We start from the raw sequence: 24869 nt of genomic DNA on the forward strand, positions 1-24869 counted from the left end.
GCTTTACCAAATGCGGGAACTAACGGAACACTTACCATCTGTGCAGGAAGCACGGTAACATCGGCGCAGTTATTTGCAGCCTTAGGAGGAAGTCCAGCTACAGGAGGTACTTGGTCACCAGCATTAGGCGGCGCAAATACCTATACGTATACCGTAGCAGCAACCGCACCATGTACCACAGCAGCAACAGCTCAGGTAGTGGTAAGCGAACAAGCTTTACCAAATGCAGGAACTAACGGAACACTTACCATCTGTGCAGGAAGCACGGTAACATCGGCGCAGTTATTTGCATCCTTAGGTGGAAGCCCAGCTACAGGCGGTACTTGGTCACCAGCTTTAGGTGGAGCGAATACCTATACTTATACGGTAGCAGCAACCGCACCATGTACCGTAGCAGCAACGGCTCAGGTAGTGGTGACTGATAAATCATGTATAGCACCGGTAGCAGTTGATGATACGGAGGTGGGTATTGTAGGTACCCCTGTATCAATTAATGTTACAACTAACGATTTTGATCCAGATGGTACTATTGCTGTTAATTCTGTAAATCTTGTAACAGCCGGCGCAATAGATACAAATGGAGATGGCTTTAATGATACTTTAGTTGTTCCTGGTGAAGGAACATGGACAGTATCGACAACGGGTATTTTGACTTTTACTCCTGAAGCAGGATTTACGGGAAGCCCAACAGCTATTAACTACACTATTGAAGATAATGAAGGTAATGTATCAAATGTAGCAACTGTAACCGTAAATATGCAAGTAGATACGGATGGAGATGGTATTGTAGACAGTATAGATGTAGATGACGATAATGATGGGATTCCAGATATAGCAGAAGGAACTGGAGATACAGACGGTGATGGTGTTCCTGATTATTTAGATTTAGATAGTGACAACGACGGTATACTGGATGTAGATGAAGGTGGAAATGGAGCATTAGACACGAATGGCGATGGAGTAATTGATGCTAATGACACTGGATATACAGATACAAATGGTGATGGTCAGGCCGATGGTTCGGTAGATACTAATGAAGAGCCAGATACTGACGGTGATGGTGTTCCTGATTACAAAGATCTCGATAGTGATAATGATGGAATTAATGATGTTATTGAAGATGAAAATATTGATGCTAACAATGACGGAATAGCAGATGGTGTTGATAGTGATGGAGATGGAATTGTTGATAGTGTTGATGCAGACGATACTAATTTTGGAGAAGGAGCAAATGGTGAGCCAGACAATACAGATAGCGATGGTGATGGTGTTCCTGATTATCAAGATTTAGATAGTGATGATGACGGTATTAATGATGTTGTTGAAGGAGGTAATTCGGATGCTGATGGTAATGGTCATGTAGATGGTCCGGATACCGATGGAGATGGTATTTTGGATGTTGTTGATGAAGATGCTTCCAATTTCGGTGATACAGGGAACTCTGATTCAAATGATACAGATCCTACTGATGCTACGAGTGGAGGTTCAGGGCCTGTTGGAGATTCAGGAACTGATGCTGATGGTGATGGTATTGCTGATAGTGAAGATGGATTGAATGGATTTGGTGATGCTGGAACGGATACAGATGGAGATGGCATTGTTGATAGTGTAGATGTAGATGACGACAATGATGGTATACCAGATACTGATGAAGGAACAGGAGATACTGATGGTGATGGAATTCCTGATTACTTAGATTTAGATAGTGATAATGATGGAATACTCGATGTTGATGAAGGAGGTAATGGAGCATTAGATACGAATGGTGATGGTGTGATTGACGCTAATGATACCGGGTATACAGACACAAATGGTGATGGTCAGGCAGATGGTTCGGTAGACGCTAATGAAGAACCAGATACTGACGGTGACGGTGTACCTGATTACAAAGATTTAGATAGTGATAACGACGGTATTAATGACGTTATTGAAGACGAAAATACTGACGCTAATAACGACGGTGTTGCCGATGGTGTTGATAGCGATGGAGATGGAATTGTTGACAGTGTTGATGCTGATGATTCTAATTTTGGTGAGGGAGCAAATGGCGAGCCGGATAATACGGATAGTGATGGAGATGGCGTTCCTGATTATCAAGATTTAGATAGTGATGATGACGGTGTTAATGACGTTGTTGAAGGAGGTAATTCGGATGTAGATGGAAATGGACATGTTGACGGTCCAGATTCTGATGGGGACGGAATTTTAGATGAAGTAGATGAAGATGCTGCTAATTTTGGAGATTCAGGAAATTCTGATTCGAATGATTCCGATCCAACAGATCCGACTAGTGGAGGAACTGGTACCGTTGGAGATTCTGGTTCTGATGCGGATGGCGATGGAATTGCAGACAGTGAAGATGAATTAGATGGATTTGGTGATGCTGTCGATTTGGATACTTGTGTTATCGTATACAACGAATTTAGCCCGAATGGCGATGGTGTGAACGATACTTTGCAGATTGATTGTATAGAGCATTTCCCTGAAAATTCTATTGAAATATTTAATAGATGGGGGAACACCGTGTACAAAGGTCGAGGGTACAACAATAAAGATGTTGTTTTTGCTGGATTATCTGAAGGTAGAGCGAGTATTAATGTGGATAGTAAATTACCAGTTGGAACATATTTTTATATCTTAGACCTAGGAAATGGAACCCCAGTTAAGAAGGGATGGATTTATTTAAATAGATAAACCGCATAAAAAACCAAATATGAAATTGTTATCTCCTTGGATATTGATTTTGTGCATAGGTGTCAGTACGTTGGCCTATGCACAACAAGATCCTCAATTTACCCAATATATGTATAATACGATGATTGTGAATCCGGCCTATGCGGGCTCGAGAGGACACGGAGTATTTACGGCATTGGCACGAACTCAGTGGGTGGGCTTTGAAGGTGCACCAGAAACACAAACCCTTAGTTATGATACTCCCTTAGGAGTTTCTGGATTAGGATTAGGGATCAATGTAATGAATGATAAGATTGGTCCATCACACGAAATTTATTTCGATGCAAATATGTCATATGCCATAGAAACTGGCTATGACGGTAACTTAGCATTTGGATTGCGATTGGGAGGAAGAGTGCTCAATATTGATTGGTCCAAAGGACGTTTAGTCGATGATGAAACCTTGTTTGACAATAATATCAACGGCCGATTTTTACCCACAGTAGGGGCGGGAATTTATTATTACACTCCAGAATGGTATCTGGGAATATCAGTTCCTAATTTTTTGAGATCAGAACACTACGATCAAAATTTAGAAGCTAAAACCTTAACAGCGGTGGAGCGCATGCACTTTTTTATGATTGCGGGCTATGTGTTTCAGTTAGGGGAAGATGTTAAATTAAAGCCAGCAGCCCTTGTAAAAGCAGTATCTGGAGCTCCCGTTTCAATTGATTTGTCAGCTAATGTATTGTTTAGCGACAGATATAGAGCTGGATTGGGTTGGAGATGGGGCGATTCTATTAGTGCCTTGCTTGGTATTCAGGTGTCGAATGCTCTTATGATTGGATATGCTTATGATTTAACCACATCCAATTACAATGTAATTAATTCAGGTACTCATGAAGTTTTTGTTCGTTATGAACTCGTTCAGGAGTATAAATATAGATCACCAAGATTTTTCTAAAGTTATTTTAATGAAATTAAAAAAACACTTTTTATTGTTTTTAGGTATCGTATCTGGTGTCGCTAGTGCCCAAAGTAGGAGAGTGGCGGATAGGTATTTTGAAGAGTTTTCATACGTCAATGCAGCAGAGTTATACGAGGCTATAGTTACTGAAAAAAAAGATAGTTCATATCATGTTTTAAGTAGGCTAGCAGATTCTTATTACAACAACTCTAACATAGAAAATGCGGTGCAGTGGTACGCGTTAATGGCAGAAAAGTATCCAGAGCAGTTAAGTGATCAGAATCTTTTTAGGTATGCGCAAAGTTTACGAGGAGTAGGTAAGTATAAAAAGTCGGATTCCCTTTTCCTTGCATTGGCTTCCAAAGAAGGAGCTTTACAGAGAGATTTAGTAGTTAAGGATGAAGATTATTTACTCGATTTGACGAATACCGAAGACAAGAGAATTGGTGTACGCAATTTAGCACTGAATACCCCGTATTCTGACTATGGAGGTTTTATTCTTAATGGAAAGGTGTATTTTGCCTCGGCATCACCGCAGTCAGATAAAAAACAGCGTTTGTACAAGTGGAATAAACAGCCATTTTTAAATATATACAGTGCCGATGAGCGTATTGAGGCCCTCGAAAATGAACGAGATACAGTTTTGGAAATGTATAATAAAATCAAGTTTGAACATCCTATTAGTACGGAGTACCACGAAGGGAAACCCGTTTTTACTAAAGATGGTAAAACGATTTATTTTACGAGAAACAACTTCGATGGTAAACGTGTAAGTAAGGATAAAAAATATACGGTGAACCTTAAAATTTACAGTGCTCAGATGATGAATGGTTTGTGGATTAATGTAAAGGAATTGCCTTTTAATAGTGATGAGTATTCCGTTGGGCATCCTGCATTAAGCCCCGATGAGAAGTTTCTGTATTTTGTTTCCAATATGCCAGGAGGCTACGGAGGGTCCGATTTGTATAGAGTCGCTATAGATGAACAGGGTAATTTTAGTACTCCTGTTAATTTAGGGCCTACTATCAATACTCCTGATGGTGAAAAGTTTCCTTTTGTCGGAGCTGATAATACCCTTTACTTTTCATCGAATGGTCACGTTGGATTAGGACTGATGGATGTTTTTCAGTCTAAAATTGTCAAAGATACTTTGTATTCAAAAGTGATGAACCTAGGAGCGCCATTTAATAGTAAGAAAGATGATTTTGCATTCTATATAGATGATAAAGGAAAAAAGGGCTTTTTCTCATCAAACAGACCCAGAGGAAAAGGAGATGATGATATTTATAGTTTTTACATTTATGAAGATGTGTGTACGCAAACCATTAAAGGGACTGTTGTTGATAATACATCAGGAGCGCACATTTCAGATGCTGTAGTTAAACTATACGATACTTCGGGGAATTTGGTTTTAGAAACTATTTCAGACGCTCTAGGAAGCTATGCATTTGAAAGTATGCCTTGTGAGATGCAATTTGTTATTAAGGCGAGTAAATTTGATCATAGACCCGATCAAGTAGCTATCCAGACAACTAAAGAGTCGAAGAAAGAGGTGGTCTCTAAGTTGCAATTGACACCACTGATTGTAGGAAATCAGATTGTTATTAATCCAATTTATTTTGACTTTAATCAAGCTGTCATCAGGAGCGATGCGGAGTACGAATTGGAGAATATTGTAACGGTAATGAAAAATCACCCTGAAATTGTCATTAAAATTGAAGCTCATACGGACAGTAGAGGTAACGATGCATACAACAAACGACTTTCTGATAAGCGAGCCAAAGCAACGAGAGACTACTTGTATTCTAGAGGTATCGATAGATCGAGAATTGCAAGTGCCATTGGCTATGGTGAAGAGCAGTTATTAAATAATTGTAATAACAAAAACCAATCAAAATGTACCGAAAAGGAACATCAGGTAAATCGTAGATCCTATTTTTATATTGTGCGTGGTAAGGAGTTCATTAAAGTAAAACAGCAGGCCGAGAAAATTAAAGTTAGAAGAAGGTTGAGTAAGAAAAATAGCTATTTACTTTTCTTGAAAAATAATTTTAAAGGAGGCAAGTACAAAAATGAAAAGTGCTTTACTAAAGATAAAGAGAAATGTGGAACGGATGCCTTAGACCATTAGGCAATTCATTAAGTTATAAAAGAGAAAACTCCGATAATTTGTTAATTATCGGAGTTTTTTAAATTAAATCATAGTTTCTTTCTCTCAGTTCCTTACGAGAGCCATACAAGAATATAGCTCTGGTTTATTGGCCGTGAATTCTGTCAGCCAAATGGTCAATTCACTTATTTCATGAGGTAAAAGCCTTGTTAATGCTTTCTTCAATTCCTTACAAAACAAGTCTGAATTAAAACTAACTTTTTTCAAGATAGTTTTAGTGTAATCATACATAGCTCTTGCCATATTGGGGATATTGGTTATATAATTAGTAATCGTAATTTACGAAAAAATATTATCTCCGGCGTGTTAAAATTAGTCTAAAAAAAAAAGCCAGTCGTTAAACTGGCTTTTCTCTTATAGGTTGTTTAATTTATCAACCAAGCTTTTTGCTTTTTCTTCAAGTTCTTTACTGATTCCTTTGAAGTGAAGCTTTTTGTTTTCGATGTTTTTGGCATTTACCTTATCCAATAACGCATCAAAAGTAGCGAAAGCCTCTTCAATAATAGCTTCAGATTTGCTAACGTCTTCATTTGGGTTCTCTATTGCCCAAACGTCACATTCTCCGACAATATCTCCTAATGTATAGTTAATATCTTTCTTTAAGTTTTTAATACTTGCCATAATAAAAATTTTTGCAAATTTAAGTGTTTTTATTCTGATTACTACTATATTTTGCGTAGTATTCCTGTTGTTTTTATAAACGCATATTTACAGTAATGCTGTGATTTCAGTAATGTTATTAAGCGTAGGATATTGAACATCTGCTGGCGTTTTTTTCACTTCTTCAAATTGCCAAGTCGTGTGGAAAGGAACATGGATGGCCGAACCACCGATACTTAAGATGGGTAATACATCTGATTTTAATGAATTCCCTATCATTAAAAAGGCTTCTGGAGCAATGTCTAAGTGATTTAGGAGCTTTTGATAGTCGTTTTCCTTTTTCTCGCTCATTACTTCAATGTGATGGAAGTAGTGGAGTAGTCCTGATTTTGCCAGTTTCTTTTCTTGGTCCAACAAATCTCCTTTAGTAGCTACAATGAGTTTGTATTGGTCTTTAAGTGCTTCTAGCACGGTGATGACACCTTCTAATAATACCACTGGTTTTTCTAGCATATCTTTACCTATTTCTAAGATCTGATTTAGGATTTTAGGCGGTAATTGTTGGTTTGATAGTTCAAGTGCACATTCTATCATCGATAGGGTAAAACCTTTAATCCCGTAACCGTAGAGTGGTAAATTACGAATTTCTGCTTTGAACAGCTCTTGGTGTATTTTGTTTTCTGTTTCATAAGCAGAAAGTAAAGAAGCAAATTGATTTTCTGCTTCTCGAAAGTAAGTTTCATTCACCCATAAAGTATCATCTGCATCGAAGGCGATAACTTTAATTTTTTCTTTATTAATCATGTTGCTGAATGTAATGTTGCGCTTTTTCTAAATCTTCAGGTGTATCGATTCCAATACTTTCTACTTCGGTTTCAATCATCTTAATTTTTTTTCCTGCTTCCAAATAGCGTATGCATTCTATTTTTTCCGCTGCTTCTAACGGCGTCATTGGAGTGTGATAAAAATTGAGTAGTGCTTCTTTTCTAAAGGCGTATACTCCTTTGTGTTTGTAGTACTTGGTGTTTAACTCCTTTGCTCTAGGGTAAGGGATTACGCTACGTGAGAAGTAGATAGCAAAGCCATTGGAATCCGTGATTACCTTAACATTGTTTGGATTTTCAATAGCTTCAATGTCCGTTATTTGTACTTTTAAGGATGCCAAATCGATTTGACGTTCTGGATCCTCATGAAAAACATCAATTAATTTACGAAGTGATACTGTATCAATAAATGGTTCATCACCTTGTACGTTGACAACAATATCTACGTTTAAATCAGTAACTGCTTCTGCAATTCTGTCAGATCCGCATTCGTGTTCTTTGGTACTCATTATAACGTCGCCATTGACAGTTTCTATGGCTGTTTTGATCACTTCTGAATCAGTAACTACGTATACCTTATCAAATAACTTAGCTTGCAGTGCTGCCTCGTAGGTACGTACAATTACGGGTTTCCCACCAAGGTCTTTCATTAATTTTCCTGGAAATCTACTGGCATTATAGCGGGCCGGAATCATTGCAATTATGTTCATGGGTATGAAATTATTCGTTATTCAAATATACTAGTTTAATTCTGCATTTAAGGCATAAAAAAAACCAGGAGTGATGACTCCTGGTTTTTCAATCCATTAAAAAATGAATGTCTTAATCGTTTAATCGGAAGTTAATAGGTAACGTATACTGAACGTTTGCTGCTTGTCCTCCGTGTTTTCCAGGGATGAACTTAGGTAACTTCGCTACCATTCTCTTCGCTTCTTGTTCTAATAATTGTCCGTTACGCGGTCCTCTCATTTTGATGTTTTTAACTTCACCTTCTTTGGTGATAACGAAAGTAACCCAAACTTTTCCTTCTATATTTTCTCTTGCAGCTGCTGCAGGGTAGTTAAAGTTACGTTGGATATGACTAATCATACGCTCATTGAAACAGTTTAACTTTTCAAAATCTGAAGCATTTTCACATGCTGTAAATTGAGGAATAGTCTGTACTTTGTTAAACTTCACTACATCTGTTATGATTGCTTCTTTCACTGCAGGAGCAGCTTTTCTTACAATTCTTCTAGGTGCCGCTGATGCCTTTTTAGTTGCTTTCTTTCCAGTTGATCCTGGAACTTTAAAGTAAATTGGAATACCGTACTTTACTTTTACAACTTTTCCGTGGTGCTTTCCAGGATTGAATTTAGGTAAGCTGGTTACTAAACGTCTAGCTTCCTTTTCTAATAATTCTCCTCCTTTAGGACCTCTCATTCTGATATCTTCAACATCTCCTAATTCGTTGATGGTGAATTGTACCAAAACTCTACCTTCGATCCCTTTACTTAAAGCCTCTTGTGGATAGCTAAAGTTTTTCATGATGTGTTTTGACATGCTTTCCTCAAAACACTTCGCTTGTTTGATTAAAGGTTGGTTCTCACATTTTGAGAACAATGGAATTTCTTCTACTAAGTTGAATGGAATTTTTTGCAACGTATTTGCAGACTCTTCTAATTCTAGTTTACCTACGAGTAAAGATGTTTTCTTTACATCAGCAACTTGATGAGAACTAGTCGATCCTCCTAGCGCGACCGCTGATTTGTTTTTGCGAACAACTCTCCTTCTGGTCGATACTTCAATTGATACCTGCTTTTTAGCATTACCATTGGCATCTTTCACTTCCTCAACAGCACATTTAGTGATACTGTTTGGATCAGCAATACCCTCTTCCGGAGTAGCGCAGTGTTCCTGTGCTATTGCTGTAAATGAAAACAGCATAGCTAAAATTAACAAGGGGAATCTCATCATAATCTTGCTTAATTTAGGGGTTAATAATTTAGTTTACATTGTAAACGTACTAAAAACAATTTTGATAAACAAAAAAAAATAACAGATAATTTACATTAATTACAAAAAATTAATAGCTGCTTTTAATTTTTCCGTTTTTCGTCGTTTTTAATACGAATCTTCATTTATTTAGACGCAAAAATATATAAAAAGTTACAATTAAAACAAGTATTTATCTAAAAATAAGCTGTTTATCCGGTTTTGGAACCTCGTTTATGATAGGGAAAACAAGACAGCCCCCAGTTATAATGGGGGCTGTCGGTATATTGATTAAAAATATTTTTTTTTAAATATTTTTTGGAAGTTTAAAGATAATTGGAAGTGCGTATTTAACTAGCACCTTTTTTCCGTCGTGAGTTCCTGGAATGAATTTCGGTAACTTTGAAATTAGTCGCTCAGCTTCTGCTTTTAAAATGTCGCTGTTTTCAGGACCTTTTTTCTTTATATCTATAACATTTCCGTCTTTGTCAATGGTAAATTGAACAAGAATTTTACCTTCTTGCTTTTTAGTCAAGGCCTCTTTGGGGTAACTAAAGTTGTTAGCGATGTGTTTTGCCATTTGTTTTTCAAAACATTTGTTTTGTTTAACCAATGGAGAATTCTCACATTTAGAAAATAATGGAATTTGATCAACTAAGTAAAACGGAATTTTTCTCAAAACAGCCAACTTGTTAGTGGCGTTTTTTACTTTGTCTACTTCCGCTTGTTGCGTATCTAGTTTCGATACTTGGTTAACGTCATTTGAACTTAAAGATGTTCCATTGACTACTTTTTTTCGTTTGATCCTCGTGCGTAGCTTTTTACCTTCTATTTGGTTCAAAGCATCTTCTACGTCCTTTACAGAACATTTGGTAATAGAGTTTGGATCATCAACTGTTTCGGCTTCACAAGTTTCTTGAGCAAACACGCTTGTCAGTGCGAAAAATAAGGCCACCGTTAAAGAAAGGGGACGTCTCATAACAGATTAAATTTTAAAGGGTTTGGTTCAAAGTTGCGAAAATATAATTAAATAGTCAAGCGAATGTTATTCTAATGTTAAGTTAATAGGGAAAACGTAGGTAACTTGTACCGGGAGTCCATTTATTTTCCCAGGTTGGATTTCGGGAAGTTTTGCTAGGGTCTTTTTAATTTCTCGTTCGAGTAAGCTGCTCTTTTTACTGCTTAGTATTTCGATGTTCGTCGCCTTTCCTGTAATGCTAATATCGAATTTGATAAGGACCTTTCCAGAAATTTCATCTTCGGCAATGCTTTCTGGATCGAAGTACTTTGCAAAGTGTTTTTGAAGTTGATTTTTAAAACACTTTGATTTCAATTTTTTCGATTCATGTGCACAGGTTGCCGGAAACTTCGGTAGCTCATCCGCAAGATTAAAGAGGATGGTGGTCGTTTTTAGTTTATTGGAAACGGTGTTGTAGTTCACGATGGTCTTGTCTACAGACGAATCCAAATTCATATCCGAATTTAGGGCTTTCGGATTGGTTTTAAATCGTTTGGTGATTCGTTGACGAGTGGCGCGTTTGCGAGCAATTTTTCGAGTGTTTTTTGCGCTGTTCTTTGTGTCTTTATTCTCAGTAATATCACATTTGTTGAGTGATATGCTGTTGGGATCCACTGATGTTTCATCAGGATTGTTACAAACTTTTTGCGCCATCAGCGCAGTTGTTGTAAAAACGAGTGCTAATAAGGTTGTAATTTGTGCTTTCATATTTCCGAGGGTTTACCGTTGTAAAGTTCTTTCTTTTTATCAGCTTAGCCCTTAAGGAAATGTCATGAGTGCATTAATTGTAGTTTGAGTTAATGTTAGGAAGGTTAATTTAATGTAAGTAAAAAGGGCTTCCAAATGGAAGCCCTTTGTGATTATTTTACGTTCATTAATTCAACGTCAAAAATAAGAGTTGCATTTGGAGGAATTACACCACCAGCACCTCTTGCTCCATAGGCTAGGTCAGAAGGGATCACAAAACGAGCTTTATCTCCAACTTGTAACAATTGGATTCCTTCGTCCCATCCTGCAATAACTTGTCCAACACCAACAGCGAAATCAATTGGTTGCTTGCGTTTGTATGACGAGTCAAATACAGTTCCGTCTAAAAGTTGTCCTTTGTAGTGTACAGAAACCATAGCACCCTTAGTAGCTTGCTTACCTTCACCTTTTTGTAATACTTTATAGCGAAGACCACTTGGAGTCTCATCGTATCCAGCAGCTACTTGATCAAGTAGTTCTTGTTGTTTTGCTTTTTCTTCAGCAAGGCGCTTTTCACGAGCTCCTTCGAAGCTGCGAAATGCTTCAACAGCATTAAAGGCTTCAGCTTCTGATCCTACGCGAATAATTTCAAGGTTCATTTCATCATCTTGCTCCACAGCATCAACAACGCTTTGACCTTCAACGACACTTCCGAATACCGTGTGCTTACCGTCTAACCACGGAGTAGCTACATGGGTAATAAAGAATTGAGAACCGTTCGTTCCAGGACCAGCATTGGCCATAGAAAGTTTTCCAGGAGCATCGTGCTTAAGTTCTGGATGAATTTCATCGTCGAATTGGTATCCTGGACTTCCAGTTCCTGTTCCTTGTGGGCATCCACCTTGGATCATAAAGTCAGCGATAACTCGGTGAAATTTTAATCCGTTATAATAAGGAGTACCTTGTGGTTTTGCAGAGTTTTCTAAATTTCCTTCTGCTAAGGCAACGAAGTTACCAACAGTACCTGGAGTTTTTTCGTATTCTAAATTCACTAAGATATCTCCTTTAGGAGTGGTGAATTTTGCATAGATTCCGTTATTCATTTGTTTTAATTTTTCTATTGATCATTAATTAGTAGATGTTAAACTCCCAAAGTTGAAGTTACATCCTATATTTATATTCGTAGCATTAACATTTCCGAATGGAGCAATAAATTGTCCAACAGAACTCGTGATACTAATCGTATTATTTACGTTGACATTGATTCCGGCTACCAATCGAGCAACAATGCCTTCATCGGTATCAACACCGGCCCCTCCTGCAGCACCTCCCGTGGCATCTATAAAGAACTCTAGGTGATTGGATAGAAAAGAGGGACTTTTAACTCCCATACCAACCAAACCATGAGCATAACCGCCTGACCTTCCGTCATAGGCAAATCCAGCTTCTCCAATGAGGTATAGGTTTTTGGTTAGGTCGTAATTTACTTGGAAGGCTAGAAGTTGTAAATCGACTTCTTTGAGGCCTTTACTATCGTCTGTTTTGGCAACGCCTAAATACGTTTGGTTTTCGAGGCTTAAGCTGATGCCTTGTATTCTGTAATTTGATCGGTCGGTTTGATTTGACTTTTGGGTACCACCGCTGAAGTTAGTGTATTTTATACCGAATCCAAAGGTATAGGCTTCCAGGGTGCCACCAATTGCCCTGTAATAACCACCGTGAGTACTCAGGCGGAATCGCTGTGAGAGCTTTAAGTCAATACCGGCTGAAGGGTAGAGCATCAAACCTCCTTCAGGAGCGACACGTCCACCAGCGGCACCGACGGCAAATTTGGTAAACACGTCGACATAGGTCGACTGTATAGGGTGGTAGCCCATACCAAAAAATAGGTCCATAAAGCCGGCACGTAATCCTTTGTATATGGCATCGGTGTGCACAAACAAAAAGCTCTTTTCATCGAGGTATTTTTGGTATTCAAATCCTAAAACATACAAGGTTTCACGCAAAGGTGTTCCGTTATCCTTTTGTGATGATCCTATTGGTTTAAAGAAATCAAAACGCAATTGCTGTGCGTTTTTTACAACGGGCTGCTGCCACAGTTGGTCTTTTTCCAATTGTTTGAGCTCGAATTTTTGTTGGCTGTGACGGTAATCGGTAAATCTTAGAAGACTAGGTATTTCTACAAACACAGAAACGGCATTACTTTTAATAGCACCCGAATAGAAATCGAAGTGACTGTATTGCACACCGACTGCATAGTGCTTTTGTTGTAACTGTAACCCTATATTCGGATTGATATATCCTCCGTCATTTACCAAATAACGATACCCACCGCCACCACCAAAATGAAAGTTGGCATCGAGGTATAGTGATTTGTAAAGTTTCTTGTTAATTCCCAGCGTAGCTCCCAAGGTGAAAAGGCCTCCTTGGTCACCGGTAATGGCTGCATACATACCTGCACCACCATACAGCCAATCGTTAAAAGGTATAAAGTAATGCAAGCCCATAAGCCCCATGGTTTTATCCAGTGAAGGATAGGTTGCTTGAGGCATCGAAACCGGAATGAAATTCAATCGCACTTTATTGTTCAACTGTTTTCGCTGTGGAACATCGGTTGACTGTGCGTGTGCAGCAGTTCCCAATAGTAATCCAGTCACTAAGGTTAGCGGCAGTTGCACATTAAGGATGAATTTTCGGTATGTAGCTCGGATTCTGCGAAACATTATTTTTGGGTGTTATTCAAATTCACTAGTGGTATGTAATTTTACCGTAGGGTATTTACTTTGTGTCATTTGCATAGTAAAGGCAGAATCGGCTAAAAATACGAGCCTACCAGCTTTGTCTTTTGCTAAATAACGTTGTTTAACGCGTTTGAACTCTTTGAATTCTTCATTTTTTTCATCTTCTGCTTGTACCCAACAGGCCTTGTGAACAGCGATATTCTCGTAGGTACATTTGGCCCCGTATTCGTGTTCAAGACGGTATTGAATAACCTCGTATTGAAGGGCTCCAACGGTACCGATAATACGTCGTCCATTCATTTCAAGGGTAAATAATTGGGCAACTCCTTCATCCATTAGCTGGTCTAAACCTTTGTACAATTGCTTTGACTTTAAAGGGTCGGCGTTGTTCACATATCTAAAGTGCTCTGGAGAGAAACTTGGAATCCCCTTGAAGTTCAATTGCTCTCCTTCTGTTAAGGTATCTCCAATTTTGAAATTTCCCGTATCGTGTAAACCTACAATATCACCTGGGAAAGATTCTTCTACAATTTCTTTCTTTTCAGCAAAGAAGGCATTGGGACTTGAGAATTTTACTTTTTTACCATTTCGAACATGTAAATACGGAGTGTTTCTCTTAAAAACTCCGGATACAATTTTAACAAAAGCGAGGCGATCTCTGTGCTTTGGATCCATATTGGCATGAATCTTAAATACAAAACCTGTCATTTTGTTTTCTTTAGAATCTACAAGTCTGTTGTCTGACATTTTAGGTTGTGGATTCGGAGCGATATCGATAAAGCAATCTAAGAGTTCCTTGACACCGAAGTTGTTCAGAGCCGAACCAAAGAAAACGGGTTGTAGGTCTCCTGAATTATAAGCTTCTTGATCAAACGCAGGGTAAACTTCGTATACGAGATCGAGTTCTTCTCTTAAGGTATCAGCGGAGTCTTGTCCTACTATTTCATCCAATTCAGGATTGGTAATATCCGTAAACTCTACGCCTTCTGATATTGTTTGTTTGTTATCTCCTGAGAAAATATTGAGTTTTTTACCCCAGATATCATAAATACCTTTAAAATCGTATCCCATACCTATTGGGAAACTCATCGGAGTTACTTTTAGCTTGAGTTTTTGTTCTACTTCATCGAGGAGGTCAAAAGCGTCTTTTCCTTCGCGGTCAAGTTTGTTGATAAATACGATCATAGGAATTTTTCGCATTCTACAAACCTCTACTAATTTTTCGGTTTGCTCCTCAACTCCTTTTGCCACGTCAATAACGACAATTACACTGTCAACAGCCGTGAGTGTTCGGAAAGTATCTTCCGCAAAGTCTTTATGCCCAGGGGTATCGAGTATGTTGATTTTTCGGTCTTTGTAAATAAAGGCTAATACCGAAGTAGCAACCGAAATTCCACGTTGTCTTTCGATTTCCATGAAATCGGAGGTTGCTCCTTTTTTAATTTTATTGTTTTTAACAGCACCGGCCTCCTGAATTGCCCCACCAAATAATAGCAATTTTTCAGTAAGCGTAGTCTTACCTGCATCGGGATGGGAAATAATTCCAAAGGTTCTTCTCTTTTGGATTTCTTCTAAAAAACTCATCTATAAATTTTAAGGTGGCAAAGTTAAACTTTTATGTGTTGAGGCGCAATTATATAACAGGTTTTTTAACTGCTTTAAAGAGATGGAGTTGCCTCGATTAGCAGGGTGGATTGTCTAAGAGATGCGCTTTTTATTTACAAAAAAACAAAAGCAATTTCAACGAGGAGTAAGTACAGTGTGGATTCTATTTTGTAAGTTTGTTTTTTGGTAAATAGTACACATGAAAGAACAAGTAATTTTAGTAGATGAACAGGACAATCCAATTGGATTGATGGAAAAAATAGAGGCCCATGAAAAGGCGTTATTACACCGTGCTTTTTCTGTTTTTGTATTCAATAGTAAAGGAGAATTGATGTTGCAGCAACGCGCAAAAGAAAAGTATCACTCTCCGTTATTATGGACAAATACTTGTTGTTCGCATCAGCGTTCTGGTGAGAGTAATATTGCTGCAGGAAAGCGACGATTACACGAAGAAATGGGATTTTCTTGTGAGTTAGAGGAAGTGTTCAGTTTTATCTATAAAGCTCCTTTTGACAATGGGCTTACGGAACACGAGCTCGATCATGTGATGGTCGGTTTTTATGAGGAAGATCCAGTAGTAAATCCAGAAGAAGTTGCTAGTTTTAAATGGATGGACTTGGAAGCAGTGAAAACAGACATCGAAAAGAACCCTGATCAATACACAGCTTGGTTTAAAATCATCTTTCAAGAATCGTATCGAGAATTATCTAAATTTTTAGCCTAAATGCCAAGAGTTACTGTACATAGAAAAGCGCATTTTAATGCAGCTCACCGATTGTTTAATCCGAATTGGGATGACGCCAAAAACAAAGAAGTATTTGGAAAGTGCAGCAATCCACATTACCATGGACACAATTACGAGTTAATAGTATCTTTAACAGGAGAGATTGATCCTGTTACGGGGTATGTATACGATTTAGGTGTCTTAAAAGACTTGATAAAATCAGAGGTGGAAGAAGCTTTTGATCATAAAAATTTAAATATTGAAGTACCAGAATTCAAGAATTTAAATCCTTCTGTTGAGAATATTGCTGTGGTTATCTACGAGAAATTAAGAGTTCGTATTGAAAACGAGTTAGACTTGTCAGTTACTGTTTACGAAACACCGAGAAATTTTGTGACCTACTCAGGGAACTAATTTTTTTCTTATCTTTAAGTATAAAGACTTTATTATCATGATTATAGAACAACCCTTTTTTAAATTTACCCCCATTTTAAAAGAGAAGATTTGGGGCGGAGATAAATTAATAAAACTATTACATAAATCCTCTGATAAATCGAATATCGGAGAGAGTTGGGAGATTTCTGACGTAGAAGGAGATACTTCTGTAGTTAGCAATGGTCCATGCCAGGGTATGTCATTAAAAGAACTCATTTCCAATGAGAAAGGTCGCTTTGTAGGAGAGCGTGTTTACAGCGCTTTTGGTGATAAGTTTCCCTTGTTAATTAAATACATCGATGCAAAAGAAGCCTTGAGTATCCAATTACATCCACATGATGATTTGGCGATGCAACGTCACAATTCATTTGGGAAAACAGAGATGTGGTATGTGATGCAGGCAGATGAACAGGCAAATTTGATTGTAGGATTTAAGAAGGATACCGATAAAGAGGAGTATCTCAAGCATTTGAATAATAAATCGCTAACGGAAATTTTAAATATAGATACCGTTGCTAATGGAGATGTTTATTTTATCCCTACGGGAAGAGTACACGCTATCGGAGCGGGCGTAATGTTAGCCGAAATTCAGCAAACTTCTGATGTTACTTATCGAATTTACGATTGGGATCGTCAGGATAGCGAAGGAAATTATCGTGAACTGCATACTGAAGAAGCTATTGATGCTATTGATTACAAAGCACAAGACAGCTATACAACAGCATACCAAAAGGTAACCAATAGTAGTAGTGAAATGGTGAGTTGTCCGTATTTTACTACCAATATTTTGCCAATTGAAGGAAGTGTAAGTTACGGAAAACGAGGGTTGGATAGCTTTGTGATATACATGTGTGTGAAAGGGGAGGTAAGGTTTGAAAGTAACGGAGTTGAGGCGACTATTAAGATGGGAGAAACCCTGTTAATACCAGCCTATGTACAGTCGTACACATTACATTCACTTGAGGAGACTTCTGAGCTCTTGGAAGTGTATTTACCAGAAAATTAGCGGTCTAATTTTCTGGTTGATCTCAACTTTCGTATGAGACTTCTATTGAATTCGTGTTCAGCTACTTCAAGAGCTAGTATTTTCTTGTAGGGAATGATGGTAGCCACTTTCTCAAAAAAATCATTTTTAATTTTAGCCTTTTTATTACTGATGTCGCGAATGCGTAAAATGACTTTTTTGGCTTCTTCTTCACTGAGTTTTTCAATTCCGCCTTTTTTGAGTATTTGCTTTTTGATTTTATAGCGTTCTTCTTTGTGTAGCGCTAACATTTCTAAGCTATACGCGTTGTATATTGGCCAAAACTTTTCGGCTTCTTGGGTGCTGAGACTAAGCTTGTCTGTGATATAGGCTATTTTGTACGAATGAATTTTTTCGTGGTGTTTGGTACGATACACCTTTTGCCCAAACGATAGGGTAGAGGTACAAAGGCACAAAACGGCAAGGTAAAAGCTTAGGGTTTTCATATTATTCAATTTCATTTGCTAGGGTTTCACTACTGAGATTATTTAAATAGGCTTCCACATCTTCATCTTCCAAACTGACAGTATTTAAAATATCGCTGTCAAATGTAAGTGAAGCCTCGTCAATAACCAAAGCGAATTCACTGTCATTATTATCTAAATAACCATAATCATACCAATCTTCAATTTCTTCGGTGCTAAAACTCGAAAGGTTGTTGGGCTCTACGATGGTAAAATAGGTATAAGCCATAAAGAGAAGCAAAGAAGCGGCAACTGCAGTCGGAATCATCTGTATTACGCGACGGTAATACGACGTTTTACGATGCTGCGGTTCTCGGCTTATAGTGGCCTCAAAAATGCGTTCTTCAGCGTCGTTAAAATAGTTTTCGGGTATTTTAAAGCCTTTGTTTTTAGCTGTGTTTGGAATTTCTTCACGAGCAAACAAACGCTCTTCAAAAGCGTCAAAATAGCCTTCAGGGGCCTTAAAGCTCGAAGCTTTGCCAGTGTTCTCTTTGAGGAACGCGATACTATTTTTTAAATCTTCACTCATAATCCTTAGACTGTTGGTTGCACTAATGGTTTAATGTTGGTTTTTAATAAAGGCTTCTATTTTTTTTACCGCATGGTGATACGATGCCTTTAAGCCGCCGATACTAACGTTCAAAATAGCTGATATTTCTTGGTATTTGAGATTGTCAAAATACTTCATGTTAAATACCAGTTGTTGTTGCTGGGGTAGTTGGGCTATGGCTTTCTGAAGGATGATTTCTATTTCAGATCCTTCAAACCAATAATCACTATCTAGGTTAGAGGTGAGTTGTTGCTGGTAATCGCTGATGTCCAGATTTTGTTCTTTTGCTTTTTTACTTAAAAAACTCAAGGCCTCGTTGGTTGCAATACGGTACATCCACGAGTATATTTTACTGTCTCCTTTAAACGAGTCAATATTTTTATACACCTTGATGAACGTGTTTTGCAACACATCATCAGCGTCGTCATGAGATAATACAATTTTTCGTATGTGCCAATATAAGCGTTCTTTGTATTCGCTCACGAGACTTCTAAAGGCAAGTTCCTTGGTAGAAGTGTTTTGTAATTGGTGTATTAATAGCGTTTCGTCTGCCAACTAGATAGATTTTAGTTGTTAGACACTAAAGTTACAAAAAGGTTTAATCAGATGTCAAAAAATTATTTTGACATCCTTCTAGAAAAACCAAATAAGCGTTTTGCTTTAATCGTTTCAGAAACTCCTTTCGGAAGCATTTCTTCCCAACCTTCTTCGTTGTCTTTGATCATTTGAAGAACTTTACGAGAGAAAATGTGTAAGATGTCTCCGTTAAAACCTTTGATATCTACGAGTTTACCGTTGAGTTTAAAGAATTTGTACAATTCTTTAATTCTAGGGTGCACTTTTAAGTTTTGACTGGTGATGAATTCTTCAGTTTCTTGATCCTTGTAAGGATACATATACACCTTTAAATCGCGGTAGAATAATTTACCGAAGGCTTCCAAAATACCTCCACTTAAATCGCGGTAGTATTTTTCGTCGAAAATCTGGATTAAGTTGTTGACACCCATAGCTAAGGCCATGCGCTCTCTTGTAAATTCACTGAAGTATTCAACGAGTTTAAAGTATTCTTGGTAGTTGGTGATCATTACATTCTGTCCGAGTGAACACAGTAATTCTGCACGGTCTAAGAAATCACGTTCGTTAATTTTACCTTCTGCTTTTAGGTTGCTCAAGGTGATTTCGAATATGATTTGAGTTTTTTCAGGGTCTACTTTTTTCTCTGCCAAGAAAAGTTCTTTTGACTTCTCAAACATGTCCATGTTTACCTTAGTAACAGGCCTGAAACTTCCTCGAAGTGCCAAGATATTACGTTTGTACAAGACTTGTGCAGGGAGAAGGTTGTTTCCGTCTGGACCGAACATTACAGCATTGGTCATTTCATTCTTCACCAACTGTAAACTCATCAAACGGTTATCTACGTACATAAATCGAGGTCCTGAGAAGTTGATCATGTCAATTTCAAGGCGGTCTTTGTCAATATTGTCGTAGAAAGACTTTAACAACTCTTTAGGGTTGTCGTTTAGGTAGAAAGCACCGTAAATTAAGTTTACCCCTAAAATCCCTAAGGTTTCTTGTTGTAATCGAGCATCCGTTTCTTTAAAACGCAAGTGGAGTACAATCTCGTTGTAGTCTTCTAGAGGGTCTAACTGAAAGCGGATACCTACCCATCCGTGACCTTTGAACTTCTTTGTAAAGTTAATGGTAGCCACGGTATTGGCATAACTAAAAAATAATTTATCTGGGTGTTTTTGACGGTCTAAACGTTCCTCAATAAGGTCCATTTCATGGCGAAGCATCTTTTTTAATCGCGCTTCGGTAACATAACGTCCGTCATTTTCTACACCGTAAATGGCGTCAGAAAAATCTTTATCATACGCACTCATTGCTTTTGCAATAGTTCCTGAGGCTCCTCCAGCTCTAAAGAAATTACGAACAGTTTCTTGCCCAGCACCAATCTCGGCAAAAGTACCGTAGATGTGAGCGTTCAAATTTATTTTTAAAGCTTTTGATTTGGTTGTTGGAACCGTGTTGATCTTTTGATCTCCCTTTAACGTAATTGCCATTTTATTCTTTTTAGTTACGTGGGGCAAATGTACTGAAATTTGAAAGTACCAGTCAATTTTTATTGTATTTTTGTGTAACAGATGAACAAAAAACAACAATTAAAATTAACCTTTTTAGGAACAGGTACTTCTACAGGGGTGCCGATGATTTCAAGTACCCATCCAGTAGCGTTTTCTGAAGATCCCAGAGACAAGCGACTGCGATCTTCTGTTAAATTCTCATGGGGAGACCATACCTATATTATCGATTGTGGTCCCGATTTTAGGCAACAAATGATTCGTGAAAAGATCCATGCTATCGATGGTATATTGTTTACCCACGAGCATGCTGATCACATTGCTGGCTTAGACGAAATTCGCCCGTATTGTTTTCGAATGGGATCCGTGCCGATTTACCTAAGCGAGCGCGTATTAAACGTTTTGCAAAAGCGATACGATTATATTTTCGCAACGGAGAATCGCTATCCGAGTGCTCCCAGTGTTGCACCTACAATTATCAGTCATCAAAGTAGCTTTGTTTTGAGTGGAGTGATGGTTACACCCATTGAGGTGATGCATGGAAAACTACCTATATTAGGATACCGCTTTCACAACATGGCTTATTTGACAGATATCAAGTACCTAGAACCCTCGGAAAAAGAAAAATTGAAAGGACTTGAGGTATTAGTAATAACAGGATTGCGAAAAGAACCGCATGCCACCCATTTAAACATCGAAGAAGCCTTGGCACTGGTCGACGAATTGAAACCGCGTTTTACCTATTTGACCCACATTAGTGAGCTGCTTGGCTTTCATGAAGAAGTGTCGAAAGAATTACCGGAAAATGTGTTCCTTGCGTACGATGGATTAGAGGTGACCACAGAACTATAGAAGACCTTGATAAATACATAAATAAAATTGAAACAGAGAACGGTAAATTCTGCTTCTTTCCTCGTATTTTTACCGTGTTAATTAAGAAAAAATAACAATGAAAATAATTATATCTCCAGCAAAATCCTTGGATTTTGAAACCAAAGCAACAACAGACCAGTATACACAGCCCAGATTTCTTGAAGATTCAGCGAAATTGAATAAAAAACTCAAAACGCTTTCGAGAAATAAATTGGGAGAATTGATGAAGATCTCGGACGAGTTGGCACAGTTAAATTACGATAGAAATCAGGTGTGGAGTCCACCGTTTGATTTGTCTAATGCCAAACAGGCCTTGTTTTCATTTACAGGTGAGGTATTCAGAGGAATTGATGTGATGAGTTTAGATGAAAAGCATCACGAATCAGTACAAGGAACACTTCGAATTTTATCGGGATTATACGGTTTGTTAAAGCCTTTAGATTTGATTCAGCCATATCGTTTAGAAATGGGAACCAAGTTGAAAGTTGGAAGGACAGAAAATTTGTACAAATTTTGGGGAACCAAATTGGCAGAATCACTGAACGAAGAAATGGAAGATGGAGAGCTTTTGATTAATTTGGCCAGTTCAGAATACTTTAAGGCACTTCCGAAGAAAACGCTAAAAGTACCGATGATCACTCCGGTGTTTAAAGATTTTAAAAATGGTCAGTATAAAACGATCATGACCTATGCTAAGAAGGCGAGAGGCCTAATGGTGCGTTACATCATCGAGAACGAAGTGACAAGCTTGGAAGGATTGAAAAACTTTAACGTGGAGGGCTACGCTTTTGACGCGACAATGTCATCAGAATTAGAACTCGTATTTACCAGGTAATATGCTGTTGCGAAAAAAATTGCTTTGGAAATCGATTTTGGCTGTTTTACTGCTGGGGACCTTATTCATTTTCGGTTGTAACTGGCTCGTTAAAAAGAATGCTACTGGAAAAATGTACGACTCCGTTACGGAAGTACCCGCACGAAAGGTGGGGCTTTTATTGGGGACGGTAAAGTATTTAAAGAACGGACAGGTAAATCTGTACTACAGCTATCGCCTCGAAGCTGCCGTTGCCTTGTTTAAGGCAGGTAAAATCTCTTATATTTTAGTAAGTGGTGATAATGGTAGTAAAAGGTATGATGAGCCTACGGCTTTTAAAGAGGATTTAGTAAAGCGAGGCGTTCCAGAATCTAGAATTGTTTTGGATTATGCGGGCTTTCGAACCTTGGATTCCGTGGTACGAGCAAAAGAGGTTTTTGGACAAGACGAATTGATTGTGATATCACAAAAATTTCATAATGAAAGAGCGTTGTATTTGGCCGAAAATAAAGGGATAGCAGCAGTGGCTTTTAATGCAAAAGGAGTATCTGGACGCTATGGGTTAAAGGTAACCGTACGCGAGTATTTCGCTAGGGTTAAATTGTTTTTAGATATCTTGTTCGGTGTAGGACCGAAATTCCTTGGACCCAAAGTGACAATTTAACCCTAGTGTTTTATTGTTAGCAATCTGCCAGACCTACAGTCACTGCCAATCCACCTTCAGAGGTTTCTTTGTAGTTTCTGTTCATGTCTTTGGCAGTTTCCCACATGGTATCAATTACTTTGTCGAGGGGTACTAAAGATGATTTTGGATCTGTTTCTAGGGCGAGTTCAGCTGCGTTGATAGCCTTGATAGCGCCCATTGCGTTTCGTTCGATACAAGGCACCTGAACGAGTCCTCCAATAGGGTCACAGGTGAGTCCTAGGTGGTGTTCCATGGCAATTTCAGCAGCGACTAAGCATTGTGAAGGGCTACCTCCGAGCAGTTCTGTTAATCCGGCAGCAGCCATAGCTGAAGAAACTCCGATTTCTGCTTGGCATCCACCCATCGCGGCTGAAATGGTGGCATTTTTCTTAAAGATACTTCCAATTTCACCAGCCACTAATAAGAATTTTTTGATCTGTTCAAAATCAGCTTCGTGATTTTCAATAACTAAGTAGTACATCAATACTGCAGGGATTACACCAGCACTTCCGTTGGTTGGAGCGGTTACCACACGACCTAAAGCAGCGTTAACCTCGTTAACAGCTAGCGCAAAACAGCTCACCCATTTTAGGATTTCTCTAAACTTTACCTCTGTACTACGAATGGCTTTTATCCATTCGTGTTGATTGTTGTAAGTGGCCCCTTTAATTAATTTTTTGTGGGTCTCAAAAGCTCTTCTTTTTACATTGAGACCTCCGGGAAGCGTTCCTTCGGTGTGACATCCGATATACATGCATTCGAGCATAGTTTCCCACACGCGGTTTAACTCACTGTCAATAGTGGCTTGATCGGCCAACTCCAATTCATTTAAAAATACTATTTCAGAGATGAGCTTGTTCTCTTTTGAACAGTACGCTTCTAATTCTGTAGCACGGTTAATAGGAAACGGGAAATTTTTCTTATTAATTTCCTTATCGTCATTACTCGCTGCTGATTCTTGAATGACAAAGCCACCTCCTATAGAATAGTAGGTTTCTGATGAAAGTTCTTCTCCAGTGCTGTCAAAAGCATAAAAACGAAGTCCATTGGAATGAAAAGGCAAGAAATCTCTGTTAAAAACAACTAAATCGGCATTACAGTGCAGCGTTTTTTCTCCATTAAAATTCAGGGTATTACTCGTATTAATGGCTTGAATAATACGTTCGATATCCGAGATAGGAATGTATTCCGGATCGGTTCCGCTCAATCCTAAGAGTACCGCCAAATCCGTGGCATGCCCTTTTCCAGTAAGAGATAATGACCCGTACAAGTCCACTTTTACGAGGCTTACTCGATCAAAAATACCGTTTGTTTTAAGCTTGGAAATCCATTGTTGTGCGGCTCTCCAAGGGCCTAAAGTATGTGAGCTTGAAGGTCCCACACCGATTTTCAGCATGTCAAATACACTGATAAATTGTGACATAAATTTAGGTTGTTTGTTGAGGGCTAAAATAAAAAAAATCCCGTAGCATACACCACGGGATTTTTCATTTAGTTTATTGGTGATTTACATACCGTAGATAGCTTCTTTACTAAACTTCTCGGTTAACATATAATACACGACCGCACGGTATTTGTTTCGCTCTGATTTACCGATGCGTTCCATTACTTCTTGAATTGCTTCGTCCAATTTAGGTCCGTCTTCTAATCCTAACTTCTTAATTAAAAAATTGTTTTTAACGGTCAATAACTCTTTGGCATCCGATCCAGAAACTGTTTCGGCATCTTTTTTGTAAATTGATGGACCTAATCCTTTGGTGACAGCTGTTAAAAGGTCACTTTTAAACGCGAGGTTTCTGTCGTTCATAAACTTAGAGTACAACGCAACTTTTTCGTCAAATTTGCTCATGATTTTTTGTTTAAAGATTAATTTGTTTGATTCAATTTTTTAATACTTTCAAATATAGAAAAATTATTGAATCTCTCAAATCAGCCCCTGAAATCTCTCAGTTTTTAGGAG

25 protein-coding genes are annotated in these 24869 nt (G+C 38.2%); 9 read left to right on the forward strand and 16 right to left on the reverse strand.

The features are described from left to right. The 3 genes from ACKTS5_RS06915 to ACKTS5_RS06925 form a co-directional block, all read left to right on the forward strand. Nucleotides 1–2694: T9SS type B sorting domain-containing protein (locus tag ACKTS5_RS06915; protein WP_408043127.1), on the forward strand; the 2694-nt coding region annotated here is incomplete at its 5' end. Between the two features lie 19 nt (nucleotides 2695–2713). After that, nucleotides 2714–3637: a PorP/SprF family type IX secretion system membrane protein gene (locus tag ACKTS5_RS06920; RefSeq protein WP_408043128.1), complete on the forward strand. Its 924-nt coding sequence runs from the start codon at nucleotides 2714–2716 to the stop codon at nucleotides 3635–3637. Nucleotides 3638–3647: 10 nt separating this feature from the next. Further along, entirely contained in the window at nucleotides 3648–5771 is a 2124-nt protein-coding gene (locus ACKTS5_RS06925; protein ID WP_408043129.1) for an OmpA family protein, read from the forward strand. 84 nt (nucleotides 5772–5855) lie between these two features. Here ACKTS5_RS06925 and ACKTS5_RS06930 read toward each other — a convergent pair whose 3' ends face one another. The 10 genes from ACKTS5_RS06930 to ACKTS5_RS06975 all read right to left on the reverse strand — a co-directional run bounded on the left by ACKTS5_RS06930 (nucleotide 5856) and on the right by ACKTS5_RS06975 (nucleotide 15238). Further along, on the reverse strand, nucleotides 5856–6053 hold the full coding sequence (locus ACKTS5_RS06930) for a hypothetical protein (RefSeq protein WP_408043130.1): 198 nt from the start codon (nucleotides 6051–6053) through the stop codon (nucleotides 5856–5858). Between the two features lie 111 nt (nucleotides 6054–6164). Beyond that, nucleotides 6165–6431: a hypothetical protein gene (locus ACKTS5_RS06935; RefSeq protein ID WP_408043131.1), complete on the reverse strand. Its 267-nt coding sequence runs from the start codon at nucleotides 6429–6431 to the stop codon at nucleotides 6165–6167. 87 nt (nucleotides 6432–6518) lie between these two features. Next, nucleotides 6519–7214: an HAD family hydrolase gene (locus ACKTS5_RS06940; RefSeq protein WP_408043132.1), complete on the reverse strand. Its 696-nt coding sequence runs from the start codon at nucleotides 7212–7214 to the stop codon at nucleotides 6519–6521. Then, the gene (kdsB, locus tag ACKTS5_RS06945; RefSeq protein ID WP_408043133.1) at nucleotides 7207–7944 is read right to left on the reverse strand and encodes a 3-deoxy-manno-octulosonate cytidylyltransferase; all 738 of its coding nucleotides are present in this window, start codon (nucleotides 7942–7944) and stop codon (nucleotides 7207–7209) included. The genes ACKTS5_RS06940 and kdsB overlap by 8 nt, the downstream gene beginning before the upstream one ends. Before the next feature lie 112 nt (nucleotides 7945–8056). Beyond that, nucleotides 8057–9190, reverse strand: coding sequence for an energy transducer TonB (locus ACKTS5_RS06950; protein ID WP_408043134.1), 1134 nt, complete (start codon nucleotides 9188–9190; stop codon nucleotides 8057–8059). Nucleotides 9191–9515: 325 nt separating this feature from the next. Next, nucleotides 9516–10187 (reverse strand): energy transducer TonB, encoded by a 672-nt coding sequence (locus tag ACKTS5_RS06955; protein ID WP_408043135.1) that lies wholly within the window; start codon nucleotides 10185–10187, stop codon nucleotides 9516–9518. Between the two features lie 66 nt (nucleotides 10188–10253). Beyond that, complete coding sequence (locus ACKTS5_RS06960) at nucleotides 10254–10934, reverse strand: energy transducer TonB (RefSeq protein ID WP_408043136.1); 681 nt, start codon at nucleotides 10932–10934, stop codon at nucleotides 10254–10256. Nucleotides 10935–11086: 152 nt separating this feature from the next. Next, nucleotides 11087–12016, reverse strand: coding sequence for a peptidylprolyl isomerase (locus ACKTS5_RS06965; protein ID WP_408043137.1), 930 nt, complete (start codon nucleotides 12014–12016; stop codon nucleotides 11087–11089). A gap of 24 nt (nucleotides 12017–12040) precedes the next feature. Beyond that, on the reverse strand, nucleotides 12041–13636 hold the full coding sequence (locus ACKTS5_RS06970) for a hypothetical protein (RefSeq protein ID WP_408043138.1): 1596 nt from the start codon (nucleotides 13634–13636) through the stop codon (nucleotides 12041–12043). 12 nt (nucleotides 13637–13648) lie between these two features. Further along, nucleotides 13649–15238, reverse strand: a complete 1590-nt coding sequence (locus tag ACKTS5_RS06975) for a peptide chain release factor 3 (RefSeq protein WP_408043139.1) — start codon at nucleotides 15236–15238, stop codon at nucleotides 13649–13651. A 220-nt stretch (nucleotides 15239–15458) separates the two neighbouring features. Here ACKTS5_RS06975 and idi point away from each other — a divergent pair, with 220 nt between their 5' ends. The 3 genes from idi to ACKTS5_RS06990 are packed head-to-tail and all read left to right on the forward strand — an operon-like array spanning nucleotide 15459 to nucleotide 17424. Next, on the forward strand, nucleotides 15459–15983 hold the full coding sequence (gene idi, locus ACKTS5_RS06980) for an isopentenyl-diphosphate Delta-isomerase (protein ID WP_408043140.1): 525 nt from the start codon (nucleotides 15459–15461) through the stop codon (nucleotides 15981–15983). Then, nucleotides 15984–16397: a 6-pyruvoyl trahydropterin synthase family protein gene (locus ACKTS5_RS06985; RefSeq protein ID WP_408043141.1), complete on the forward strand. Its 414-nt coding sequence runs from the start codon at nucleotides 15984–15986 to the stop codon at nucleotides 16395–16397. It abuts the gene before it with no gap. A 37-nt stretch (nucleotides 16398–16434) separates the two neighbouring features. After that, nucleotides 16435–17424, forward strand: coding sequence for a type I phosphomannose isomerase catalytic subunit (locus ACKTS5_RS06990; protein WP_408043142.1), 990 nt, complete (start codon nucleotides 16435–16437; stop codon nucleotides 17422–17424). Here ACKTS5_RS06990 and ACKTS5_RS06995 read toward each other — a convergent pair. From ACKTS5_RS06995 to ACKTS5_RS07010, 4 genes are all read right to left on the reverse strand, one after another. Further along, nucleotides 17421–17903, reverse strand: coding sequence for a hypothetical protein (locus tag ACKTS5_RS06995; RefSeq protein ID WP_408043143.1), 483 nt, complete (start codon nucleotides 17901–17903; stop codon nucleotides 17421–17423). The genes ACKTS5_RS06990 and ACKTS5_RS06995 overlap by 4 nt on opposite strands. Next, nucleotides 17890–18435 carry a hypothetical protein gene (locus ACKTS5_RS07000; protein ID WP_408043144.1) on the reverse strand — a complete coding sequence of 182 codons (546 nt, stop codon included), beginning with the start codon at nucleotides 18433–18435 and terminating at the stop codon, nucleotides 17890–17892. The genes ACKTS5_RS06995 and ACKTS5_RS07000 overlap by 14 nt, the downstream gene beginning before the upstream one ends. A gap of 30 nt (nucleotides 18436–18465) precedes the next feature. Further along, a complete protein-coding gene (locus ACKTS5_RS07005) occupies nucleotides 18466–19011 on the reverse strand; it encodes an RNA polymerase sigma factor (protein WP_408043145.1) in 546 nt (181 codons plus the stop codon). 62 nt (nucleotides 19012–19073) lie between these two features. Next, nucleotides 19074–20519, reverse strand: a complete 1446-nt coding sequence (locus ACKTS5_RS07010) for a TonB-dependent receptor (protein WP_408043146.1) — start codon at nucleotides 20517–20519, stop codon at nucleotides 19074–19076. Nucleotides 20520–20600: 81 nt separating this feature from the next. Here ACKTS5_RS07010 and ACKTS5_RS07015 point away from each other — a divergent pair, with 81 nt between their 5' ends. The 3 genes from ACKTS5_RS07015 to ACKTS5_RS07025 all read left to right on the forward strand — a co-directional run bounded on the left by ACKTS5_RS07015 (nucleotide 20601) and on the right by ACKTS5_RS07025 (nucleotide 22888). Continuing rightward, nucleotides 20601–21389 (forward strand): MBL fold metallo-hydrolase, encoded by a 789-nt coding sequence (locus ACKTS5_RS07015; RefSeq protein ID WP_408043147.1) that lies wholly within the window; start codon nucleotides 20601–20603, stop codon nucleotides 21387–21389. 97 nt (nucleotides 21390–21486) lie between these two features. Next, nucleotides 21487–22245, forward strand: a complete 759-nt coding sequence (yaaA, locus tag ACKTS5_RS07020) for a peroxide stress protein YaaA (RefSeq protein WP_408043148.1) — start codon at nucleotides 21487–21489, stop codon at nucleotides 22243–22245. 1 nt (nucleotide 22246) lies between these two features. Further along, the gene (locus ACKTS5_RS07025; RefSeq protein ID WP_408043149.1) at nucleotides 22247–22888 is read left to right on the forward strand and encodes a SanA/YdcF family protein; all 642 of its coding nucleotides are present in this window, start codon (nucleotides 22247–22249) and stop codon (nucleotides 22886–22888) included. A 16-nt stretch (nucleotides 22889–22904) separates the two neighbouring features. On the opposite strand, the gene ACKTS5_RS07030 is transcribed toward ACKTS5_RS07025, so the two are convergent. Then, nucleotides 22905–24332, reverse strand: coding sequence for an L-serine ammonia-lyase (locus tag ACKTS5_RS07030; protein WP_408043150.1), 1428 nt, complete (start codon nucleotides 24330–24332; stop codon nucleotides 22905–22907). Nucleotides 24333–24416: 84 nt separating this feature from the next. Beyond that, nucleotides 24417–24758, reverse strand: coding sequence for a DUF2853 family protein (locus ACKTS5_RS07035; protein ID WP_408043151.1), 342 nt, complete (start codon nucleotides 24756–24758; stop codon nucleotides 24417–24419). Between the last annotated feature and the right edge of the window lie 111 nt (nucleotides 24759–24869).

It is taken from the genome of Tenacibaculum litopenaei (assembly GCF_964514025.1).
GTDB lineage: Bacteria > Bacteroidota > Bacteroidia > Flavobacteriales > Flavobacteriaceae > Polaribacter > Polaribacter litopenaei.